The organism is Mesorhizobium sp. M1334 (assembly GCF_040317995.1).
Taxonomy (GTDB): domain Bacteria; phylum Pseudomonadota; class Alphaproteobacteria; order Rhizobiales; family Rhizobiaceae; genus Mesorhizobium.
In genome coordinates, this window is sequence record NZ_JAMYLM010000054.1 from 1 (window position 1) to 10,116 (window position 10,116).

Genomic DNA, 10,116 nt, shown 5'->3' on the forward strand with positions numbered 1-10,116 from the left:
CTCCTGTCTGGAAGGTTGGCTCAACACCAAATCTTCTCAGACGGGGGCCTCCTCAGGCCAGACCCGCGCATCAGCTACCGCGGCAGCGGTTTAGTTCAATCACAAACACCCTTCTTTGGGAATCCTACGATTCTCTCAAGACATGAAACGCTCTAGTCGCCCCAGACCGTGGGTCTCCGAGAACGCTGCGGTCGACTTCGATTCCGAGTGCCGGCAGGTCCATCGGAATAACGCCCCGTCGGCAAATCGCGCGCGGAACGCGGCTGAGTATTCGGATAGCGATCCTAGGTCCGCCGCCGAGTTGGCTGACAAGTCTGGGTGAGTGCATCCGGCCCGCTGATATCTTTACTGATCGCCACGATGGTGGCTGCCGTCGTCCTGAGCGCTGTTAAAGACACTCGACGCCTTCCCAATCTAGAGGCATTCCCTGCCTTCCGCCTGGCAATGCTTGGTCCTTACCAACAGGTATAACCGCCATCTACCAACAAAACAGTTCCGGTAATGTAGCTCGCCGCATCGCTCGCCAGAAATTGGACCGCGGACGCGATCTCGTGGGGCTGGCCGAAGCGACGCATCGGTGTCTGATCAGACCATGCCTTGACCACTTCTTCGGGATACTTATCGGTCATCTCAGAGCGTACGAACCCAGGCGCCACCGCATTCACGCGGACACCAGATCTCGCCCACTCGCACGCAAGTGTCTTGGTCACCATATTCACTCCGGCCTTGCTCGCATTGTAGGCCGTGACCACGGATTCTTGTCGGGTAACGATATCGCCGCACATGGAACTGATGTTTACAATGGCTCCCGACCCACGCTCCGCCATGAGGGAGCCGAAGGTGCGGCTGCAATAGAAGACACCGTCCAGATTCACAGACAGAACGACGCGCCAATCCTCGTCCGTGGTATGATTGGTCGGCGCCGCACGAGACACGCCGGCATTGTTGACCAGGATGTCAGGGCAAAACCCGATTTTAGCAGCGAGATCGCGCACGGACTGCGAATCCGTGACGTCGAGCTGGTGGACCTGCGGCTTGACGAGGAACTGATCTGCAGCGTTAGTGGCTCGAACCGCGTCGGCGTCGGTTAGGATTATGTCGGCACCGGCTTCTTGCAGGGTAAGGGCGACCTGCAAACCGATGCCCCGTCCCGCGCCGGTAATTAAAGCGGTTTTCCCTGTCAGATCAAACTTGCCCATTGTTAGCCTGCTATGTACTTTGCTTTTAGTGTGATCCGCGCCTGCATCCGCCAAGGGTAAGCGCCCTTCAGCATGCCCGAGAGCTTTGACGAGGTCGCATCGATTTTCAGAGACATATCTTGCGGTTCTCTTCACCCCACTAGATGAGCCGTTTCAACTCGAGGATACCCTGGAATTCCGCTCAACCTCGGATGCCGACAAGAAGGTCGCGGCGCGAAATCGTGCCCACCGGCCGGTTGTCGTCCATCACCGTGATGTCCCCGCTATGATGGGTTGCCAAGTCGATGATAGTACCGATCTTGTCAGTAGCTAACACCGTCGCTCCGTTGTGATGCGTCGTAGCCGAAGGGTTCGGAATCGGTGTCATGATCTTGCGAGCGGTCACAAGTTCAAGTCTCGAAATGCCCTTCACAAAGTCTGCCACGTACTCGTCCGCGGGTTCCGTGACAATTTCTTCCGGAGTTCCAACCTGCACGAATCTGCCGTCCTTCATGATCGCGATATGAGTGCCTAGCCTGATTGCTTCATCGAGATCGTGAGTGATGAAGACGGTAGTCTTCTTGACGAGCTTAGCTAGTTCGAGGAACTGCTGCTGCAATTGGCGGCGAATCAACGGATCGAGAGCGGAAAATGGCTCATCCATCAAAAGGATTTCCGGATCTGCCGCCATGGCCCGCGCCAGGCCGACGCGTTGTTTCATGCCGCCGGATAACTCATCGGGATATCTAGACGCCCACTCTTCCAAACCTACGAGCTCTAGCTTTTCCTTTGCTGTCTGCAAGCGCTGGGCCCTGCCGACACCACGCAACTCAAGGCTCAGAGCGACGTTGTCTTGAACGCTGCGGTGGGGCAACAACGCCATGTTTTGAAACACCATTCCTACGCTCCTCGAGCGCAGATCACGGAGTTGAGAGTTGTTCAGTCGGCTCACATTGCGGCCGGCTACGATGATCTCGCCATCCGTGGGTTCCACCAAGCGGTTGATGTGTCTGATCAGAGTCGACTTGCCGGAGCCGGAGAGGCCCATAATGCAAAAAATTTCCCCCTCCGCGACTGAGAAGGATACGTCGGCAACCGCGGTGACCGCGCCGTACTTTTTTAATATCTCAGACTTGGAAAATCCTTGCTCCCGAATAGCCTGAAGGGCGGCTTTCGCGTTATTTCCGAAGATTTTCCAGACTCCGGAACACTGAACAACGGGGTTGGTCATTGGATACCCTTGTTCATTTCAGCCGCTGGAGGCTGGCTGGAAGAGGATCGAAAAGTACGCACCGCATATACGATCGCCGCAACTGGACCGCGGGCCCAGATTTCCCCTGGACGCTGTCGAGGCTGGGCGAGGGCTTGTGTGATCCGATCGAGAATGATCGCCAGCGCGACAATGCCGAGGCCTCCGATACTGGCGAGCCCAACGTCGAGGCGACCGATACCACGAAGCACCATCTGGCCGAGTCCGCCAACTGCGATCATCGAGGCGACCACCACCATGGAAAGCGACATCATCAGCGTTTGATTCACACCTGCCATGATCGTCGGCAGTGCCAGGGGAAGCTGAGCTTTCCACAGCAATTGACGATCGGTCGCGCCAAAAGCCCGCATGGCTTCATTGACCTCTTCAGGTACCTGGCGGATTCCCAAATGAGTCAAGCGGATCACCGGTGCGACGGCGAAGATCACGGTAACAATCACACCTGGCACGTTGCCGATGCCGAACAGCATGACAACGGGAACGAGATAAACGAAAGCTGGGATTGTTTGCATGCCGTCAAGGATCGGCCTCAATACCATATACAATAGCTCAGATCTGGTTGACAGAATGCCGAGCGGAATGCCGATGGACAATGAAAAGACCAGCGCGGTAAGCACGATGGCCAGTGTGATCATGGTTTCGGGCCAAACGCCGATGAAACCCACAAAGACGAGAATAGCCGTTAGTGCGGTTGCCAGCCGCCAGCTTGAAAGCTGCCAGGCCAGCAGTGCTATGAAGACGATGACCAGGGTCGGCGGTGCCGCGGTCATGAAATGAGTGAGCGACTGCAGGACTGTGTCAAACGGCGCCTTGGCTGTCTGGAAGAAGGGTCGATAGTTCTCAACCACCCAACGCAATGCATCGCTTACCCAAGAGGCAAGCGGCAATTTCCCGCAATCAAACGGATTCCAAAGGCTACATCCGTTCATCTTCGTTCCCCGTTCCAGGTTTCTGAACTGGTTCGGCTGTAAGAGGTACCATGACTTCTCCCCGGAAGGAGGCGCAAAAAAATAGCCTGACGGGTGACTTTATTTCGGCCCCCGTCGCGAATGGTTCCGCCGCGCGCGAACATACCTGAGGGCGGCGCAGGTGACACACTATGTCAGCTTTGGAACCCGGGCTCCCCATCCTTTGACCTTCTGATCCGTGGGGCGGCTTACATAATGGTAGGGCGTTCATAGCTGGCGTCAATCAAACGCGATGCCGGGTAGATCGGGTATGGCTTGCGCCCCTTCTTCTACCTGATGCCGTGATTTCGAGTCCAATAAGTCGAATTTTTCATCGTCGCGGGTTACGGAGGATCAAGCGGATGTTGCGCGTGCAGGTCGAACGCGTGAACAGGCGCGTAAACGGCACGATCCAACAGACGACGAAGCACCGCCATAAGGGGAGTCCCGTTCACATATCGGGCCGCAGCAGTTTTTGGTCCGGCCGCCATTGATCATGTAGACTTGACCGGTCACCAAGGTGCTTCCTGCCCAGGGTAGCCAGACAGCGGGATTGTCAGCGTCCTTCAGTTCTCCAGGCGCCCGACCGGATGGTGGTTCATCAGCGCCGTGCGGACACGTGCGGTGTCCATTGCTTTGGACCATAGATCCGCTCAGCGGGGCGCGCCGGTCTTCGAGGGCGACGGACATTGATGGGACGGCGTCGAATATGGCGAAGGCGATCTGAACAGTTTTTCTCACGTCGCTCACAAATGGTTGGCGTATCGATGGTTATCGGACACCTGCAGGGTCGTCGCAGTGCCTTGAGCGCACTCTTGCGTAAGGTATCATGCCGCGCGATCATCCCGATTTTGGAGCTTGAGATGGTTCGCCGCTATTATGACCTGCCCTCCTTGACTGCCTTGGCGGTGTTCGAGGCATCTGCGAGGCACCTGTCGTTTAAACTTGCGGCTTCCGAGCTCAACGTGACGCCCGGCGCGGTTAGTCGGCAAATCAGAGCAATTGAGGAGGAAATCGGCGTTCCTCTGTTCGTACGGCTTGGGAGCGGCGTCATGCTCACCAGCGCTGGGGAAGACCTTTATGCTGTCCTGGCGAGTGGCTTTTCGAAAGCCTCCGAGGTTGTCAGAACCGTCAAGCGCGGCGATCGCTCCAAAAATGTAACCGTTGCCTGCTCGGATGCATTTGCATCGATGTGGTTGATACCTCGCATGCCTGGCTTTTGGACTCGTTATCCTGACATCGCGGTCGATCATCTCATCTCAGACAACTCGCGAGATTATCGGCGCGCAGAAGTGGAATTGCGTATCCGCTATGGCTCCGGGTTTTGGCCCGATGAAAGCACCGAATCGCTTTTCAACGATATCATTTATCCTGTCTGCGGCCCTGAGTTCGCCCAAGTTCACCGCGATGCCACGGCAGAGTCATTGTCCGAACTGCCACTCCTGCACGTCAACTGGGTCGATCCTGAATGGCCTGACTGGGACGAAGTGCTGCGCCGCGCCGGCGTTCCCCATGGAGCTCCCCGTGGCCGCAGGTTTGGCAAATTCTTTGTGACCTTGCAGGCTGCTCAGGCAGATCAGGGTGTTGCCGTCGGTTGGCACAGGCTGGTGCGACAGTTGGTAAAAGAGGGCAAGCTGGTCAGGATTACCGATCTTGAGATACCAGCTCCTGGAGGATATTACCTCACCTGGAACGATAACCGAACGTTGTCGCCTGCAGCCGAGCTCTTCCGGACCTGGCTGACAGAGATCTCCGCGGAAGAACGAGCTATTTGAATGCTACAACTCGCGTCCAGCGCGCCTATGCATCGCCCAGAGTTTCAGCTGCGCTCCTATCGACATGACCGGCTCAGGGTAGAGCCGAACCGGAGCTGGCTCGTTCAAAGCGTCCGCAAGCATTGGTTCATTGCTGCGGGCGGCTAGGTCGGCGGCCAGCATTCCATAGAGCGTGCCCTGCACCGTTCCCAGGCCGTTGCAGCAGCCGGCCACGAACACCCGCTCTTCAACTTCGCCGAATGCCGGCGCGGAGTTGAGGGAAAGGCACAGATGGCCCCCCCAGCGAAATTCCATGGGTATTTCACCGAGCATCGGGAAGCGCGCTCGAAACGATCGATCGTGCGAAGCGCCGATCCGGCGGATCTGCTTGTCACTGGTGGACATATCCGGATTATAGGTGAATGTGTTGCGCACGACGATGCGGTCGTCAATCCTGCGGAGGGTCGACCCCATGGGGTCGGCCGGTATCAAGCCCCACTGCGGGGCGCCGCCCAGGACAGCCTGCTCCCTCTTGGAGAGCGACCTTGTCATGCTGGCGTACGTGAACACATGTAGCAGGCGTTTCTTGAAGAAGCCGAAACTTTCGAGATGGCCATTGACTGTGAGTATCAGCCGCGGCGCCGAAATCTCGCCTTCAGGCGTTTTCAAAGTGTGCAGTTTGCCGGTGGTCACAGATGTGACCGGTGAATTCTCGAACAGCTGCACGCGGCTCGATAAACCTTCAGCAAGTCCGCGAATGAACCCCGCTGGCTGGGCCATCACCGTGCCCGGCGTGAAAGTGCCGCCGATGAAAAAGTCGGTTCCAGTGATTTGCTTCAACTGCGGCCCGTCGAGCCGCTCGAACGGTTCGGCCAGGCCGGTCAGGTGGTTTTCAAAGTCGCGCAGGACGGCGAGGCCATGAACTGTCGCAGCTCCATGGAACTTGCCGGCCCGAACAAAGAAGCGCTGCAATCCGTATTCGTCCGCCGCCGAGGCCGAAAATTCAATGGCGGCGCGGTTCATGCGGATGCGCTTGCGGTCATGATCCTGGCTTCCGCCGTAGTTCTCGCCGCCAAGCTCGTGCGGAAGGTCGATCATGAAGCCCGAATTGCGCCCGGCAGCACCCCAGCCGACGCGCTGAGCGTCGACCAACACTATGCGGTCGTTCGGCACCAATTGTGAGAGGCGCCGCGCGGCCGCCAATCCAGCAAAGCCAGCTCCTACAATGAGCCAGTCCGCTCTGTGACGGCCGCGCAGCACCTGCGGTGCCTTGGGAGGCGGAAGGATTCCATACCAGCCCGGCATGGATGTATCCGCAGGCGTGCGGACAGCCTGATGGTCGCTCATCGGCGCAACCAAGCTAGTCTACCGAACGCGAGATATTCGGATCGGAAATGTCCGCCCAGATGGTCTTGAGTTCGGTATACTGATCGTGGGCATGCAATGACTTGTCGCGCCCGCCAAAGCCCGAAAGCTTAAAGCCGCCGAATGGAGTCGTGATGTCCCCTTCGCCGTAGCAATTAATGGTGACCGTGCCGGCACGGAGGTCACGCGCGATGCGATGTGCCTTGCCGAGATTGGCGGTGAAGATCGAGGCCGCGAGCCCATATTGCGTGTCGTTAGCCACCCGAAGCGCCTCGTCGGCGCTCGCAACCTTAATGACCGAGAGCACCGGTCCGAAAATCTCTTCGCGCGCAATCGTCATTTCGGGCGTAACATCGTCGAATATGGTCGGCTCGATGAAATAGCCTTTGCCGTGCTTGTGCGCGTTGCCGCCGGTGACGATCTTGGCGCCTTCCACCCGCCCCTTCTTGATGTAGCCCATGATGCGGTCGAATTGTTCCTTCGATACGATAGCGCCTAAGCGATTGCCCGGGTCCAGCGGCTCGCCCAAGGGCCATTCCGTCAGCTTCTGAAGAACCGTTTCGACAAGGCGGTCCTTGATCTTTTCATGAACGATCAGGCGCGAGTTGGACGAACAATTCTCGCCCATGTTCCAGAACACAGCCTGGGCGACATGCTGCGCGACAACGTCGAGATTATCGGCATCGTCCAACACAATGCACGGGTTCTTGCCTCCGCATTCGAGCACGATGCGCTTGAGGTTGGACTTGGCGGAATATTCAAGGAATTTCCGCCCGACGTCAGTTGACCCCGTAAAGGCGACCATATCAATGTCGGGATGCATGCCGAGGGCCTTGCCGGTTACCTCGCCCGGACCCGTGACAATCTGCAGGACGCCCGGCGGCAAGCCGGCCTCATGCGCTAGCTCGGCGATCCGCAACGTCGAGATGTTGGTCTGCTCGGCAGGCTTCACGATCACCGAGTTACCGGTCGCGAGCGCCGGCCCAATCTTCCAAGCCAGCATCAGGATCGGAAAATTCCAGGGCAGCACGCAAGCGACCACGCCAAGCGGCTGGCGCACGATCATCGATACGACGTCGTCGCCCGAGGGCGACGTCTGGCCGTAGAGCTTGTCCGTGGCTTCTGCGTGCCATTCCAGGCAATGCAGCGCCTCGGGAATGTCAATGGTTTCGACGTCGTAGATCGGCTTGCCGCTCTCGATCGTCTCAAGCACGGCAAGCTCATGGGCGTTGCGCTTCATCAGCTTGACGAGGCGGCGCAGGACCCGCTTGCGCTCGCTCGGATGAGCCCGCGACCATACACCCGATTCAAAGGCCAGCCGCGCCTTCTCGACAGCGAGGTCGACGTCGGCCTGGCCGCAGGAAGCGATCCTGGCGATGACCTGTCCTGTCGCGGGATTGATGGTCTCGAATGTGTCGCCCGATTGTGATGCCCGCGCCTTACCGTCGATCATCGCGTTGGTTGGCAGTGGCAGGCTGTCCGCCAGGTTCTGGTACTCATCACGAGTTAATAGCGATGACATTCTCGGAAGCCCTCTTTTGCGATTTTGCAGTAATTGACGCGATGACTGCCTTAAGCGTGCGGATCGTCGTCTCGAGTTCGCGCTTCTGATCGTCGTCGAGCGCGCGCATCGGCCGACGCACTGGCCCGGCCGATAACCCAGCCAATTCGCACCCGTATTTGATGCTCTGGACGAATTTGCCGCCCTGTTCGAGAAGCCTCATCAGAGGCAGCAGCGCCGACATGATCTTGCGGCCCTTGGTGAAATCCTTCTCGATGACGCACGCTTCATAGAGCGCAAGATGCTCCGCCGGCAGGCAATTGCCGGCGCCACAGACCCAGCCCTTGGCGCCCCAGGCGAAAAACTCGAGCGCCTGGTCATCCATGCCGCAGAACAAGTCGATATGCGGATAGTCACGCGCCAGAGCGTGCAACTGGTTCATGCTGCCGCTCGATTCCTTGAGAGCGCAGAAGTTGGTGCTGCGGCCGACCCGGTCCAGGAAGTCTAGGTCCATCATCGTGCCGGTGCGGGCGGGATAGTTGTAGAGCATCACCGGCAGGTTAGCAGCCTTGTCGATTGCTAGAGCATGATTGGCGAGTTCGAGCTGCGTCGGAACAGCGTAGTACGGCGATCCGATCAGGATGCCGTCATATTTGAGGTCCTTGGCGATCAGCGCATAGTCGATACAATCCTCCGTCCGGATTGCGCCCACACCGGCAATCAGTGGTACCGCGCCCTTTGCAATGGTTTTCGCAAGCTTCAGCAGGCCGACACGTTCATCTCGCGATTGGGCGTAGTATTCGCCGGTCGTGCCGCCAACGATTATGCCGTGAACGCCCGACGAGATCAGATGCTCAATCATCCCGCAGAAGCCGTCGCGATCGATCGACCCGTCCGCATGGAAGGGCGTGGTAACGGGCGGGATAATGCCTTTGAAGGACATCTGCCTGGCTCCAGTTTGGGTTCAGGCTCGTGGTTATACGCAAGGATGGCGCGAACAGCAGTCGAAATAAAATCACTCGACAAGCTACTTTTTTGCGCAAGCCCGTCCCAAAGCCGGCAGAGAGGGTGCCATGGAGGTTCACGAATGAGGAGCTCGATTTCGAGTTTTTGACGCCTTGGTTGTCTGCGTTTTCCGTGTGCTCATTGGGCTCATCGGTTAGCTGGTATGGCGCCACTTGGTTGAAGGCGCTGCCCGCCCGATCGAAGCGAGCTGTGGACAAGATGGGTGCCGTCAACCGCGCTCTTCGGGCGTCTTTCTAGATCGGGAGTTCATGTCGGTCCAATTTCCGACACTGCTATGACTAAAACACGGTCCCCCGCCGGACCATGCCATCTGCAGTCAAGATGCGGCCTCGTGGCAGCAAGATACAGCTCCCCCGCAGAAGGAGGCATTTTGACGCTGAATTGGCAAATTGAAGGTCGTGGTCGAGTAGCTCAGCCATTCGGCTTTCGCCCTCACAGATCCGGGCGGGCGGATTTCCCGCACCCTCTTCCCGAGGGTAACCCGCGTCATATGCGTGCTTGCGACGTGAACTGTGGCGCTCCAAACAGCCCCTCTTCTGGAGAGCCGGATGCCTAACGAAAGAAGCACGTCCGGTTCGGCGAGAGGCGATGTGAAACCCGCCGTCGAACGGCGGCAAGGCGCATATCGCCTACTCCACCCACTTACCTGAAGGTCTGCCGCGGTGGGCGGATCGTCTCGGTCGCCGTCATCATCACCGTCGGCGTCAACGCGGACGGCCGGCCTTGGCATGGAGATAGCCGCCTGGTGTGGCGCGCCGGCGTTCAAACCGGTGCGCTCCACCTTTGCCGGAGGAGGAAGCATCGCGACAGCAAAACGTTCTGCCGCCGGCTTCGCGGCCGCGCCCATACCCAGACAGCCTCATAGAAGATATCTGCGCCGCTACGGAAGTTGTGCGGTGCTAAACGAAATGATCATTATGGACAATTTACCCTGCCCGAACCCGACTTAGATGGAGTAGCCTCCGCCTCATAAGATCGTGTCCCAGGGAGTGGTGTAGCTGACGGCTTGGTCGCCGTGCTCTCCGGCATGGGGCCGGGCTGATCAGCGTGCCACGGCTGGCAGGCTGATCAGAGG

At 58.4% G+C, this 10,116-nt stretch carries 7 protein-coding genes; 1 reads left to right on the plus strand and 6 read right to left on the minus strand.

The window, feature by feature from the left end:
* Nucleotides 1-455 precede the first annotated feature (455 nt).
* The 3 genes from NKH17_RS32830 to NKH17_RS32840 all read right to left on the minus strand — a co-directional run bounded on the left by NKH17_RS32830 (nucleotide 456) and on the right by NKH17_RS32840 (nucleotide 3,377).
* Complete coding sequence (locus NKH17_RS32830; RefSeq protein WP_352973490.1) at nucleotides 456-1,199, minus strand: SDR family NAD(P)-dependent oxidoreductase; 744 nt, start codon at nucleotides 1,197-1,199, stop codon at nucleotides 456-458.
* Between the two features lie 181 nt (nucleotides 1,200-1,380).
* On the minus strand, nucleotides 1,381-2,409 hold the full coding sequence (locus NKH17_RS32835; RefSeq protein WP_352961043.1) for a quaternary amine ABC transporter ATP-binding protein: 1,029 nt from the start codon (nucleotides 2,407-2,409) through the stop codon (nucleotides 1,381-1,383).
* The gene (locus NKH17_RS32840) at nucleotides 2,406-3,377 is read right to left on the minus strand and encodes an ABC transporter permease (protein ID WP_352973491.1); all 972 of its coding nucleotides are present in this window, start codon (nucleotides 3,375-3,377) and stop codon (nucleotides 2,406-2,408) included. Before NKH17_RS32840 ends, NKH17_RS32835 begins: the two co-directional genes overlap by 4 nt.
* An 833-nt stretch (nucleotides 3,378-4,210) precedes the next feature.
* Here NKH17_RS32840 and NKH17_RS32845 point away from each other — a divergent pair.
* Nucleotides 4,211-5,170 (plus strand): LysR substrate-binding domain-containing protein, encoded by a 960-nt coding sequence (locus tag NKH17_RS32845; RefSeq protein ID WP_352973492.1) that lies wholly within the window; start codon nucleotides 4,211-4,213, stop codon nucleotides 5,168-5,170.
* A gap of 3 nt (nucleotides 5,171-5,173) precedes the next feature.
* Here NKH17_RS32845 and NKH17_RS32850 read toward each other — a convergent pair whose 3' ends face one another.
* From NKH17_RS32850 to NKH17_RS32860, 3 genes are read right to left on the minus strand one after another with little or no spacing between them, the layout of a single operon-like run.
* The gene (locus NKH17_RS32850) at nucleotides 5,174-6,496 is read right to left on the minus strand and encodes an NAD(P)/FAD-dependent oxidoreductase (protein WP_352973493.1); all 1,323 of its coding nucleotides are present in this window, start codon (nucleotides 6,494-6,496) and stop codon (nucleotides 5,174-5,176) included.
* Nucleotides 6,497-6,509: 13 nt separating this feature from the next.
* Nucleotides 6,510-8,036 (minus strand): aldehyde dehydrogenase, encoded by a 1,527-nt coding sequence (locus tag NKH17_RS32855; protein WP_352973494.1) that lies wholly within the window; start codon nucleotides 8,034-8,036, stop codon nucleotides 6,510-6,512.
* A complete protein-coding gene (locus NKH17_RS32860) occupies nucleotides 8,014-8,958 on the minus strand; it encodes a dihydrodipicolinate synthase family protein (protein WP_352973496.1) in 945 nt (314 codons plus the stop codon). Before NKH17_RS32860 ends, NKH17_RS32855 begins: the two co-directional genes overlap by 23 nt.
* Nucleotides 8,959-10,116 lie beyond the last annotated feature (1,158 nt).

What these genes read in the sequence shown, in the direction of transcription:
- NKH17_RS32830 (WP_352973490.1), bottom strand. Translation starts at nt 1,199, where the DNA reads ATGGGCAAGTTTGATCTGACAGGGAAAACCGCTTTAATTACCGGCGCG.
- NKH17_RS32835 (WP_352961043.1), bottom strand. Translation starts at nt 2,409, where the DNA reads ATGACCAACCCCGTTGTTCAGTGTTCCGGAGTCTGGAAAATCTTCGGA.
- NKH17_RS32840 (WP_352973491.1), bottom strand. Translation starts at nt 3,377, where the DNA reads ATGAACGGATGTAGCCTTTGGAATCCGTTTGATTGCGGGAAATTGCCG.
- NKH17_RS32850 (WP_352973493.1), bottom strand. Translation starts at nt 6,496, where the DNA reads ATGAGCGACCATCAGGCTGTCCGCACGCCTGCGGATACATCCATGCCG.
- NKH17_RS32855 (WP_352973494.1), bottom strand. Translation starts at nt 8,036, where the DNA reads ATGTCATCGCTATTAACTCGTGATGAGTACCAGAACCTGGCGGACAGC.
- NKH17_RS32860 (WP_352973496.1), bottom strand. Translation starts at nt 8,958, where the DNA reads ATGTCCTTCAAAGGCATTATCCCGCCCGTTACCACGCCCTTCCATGCG.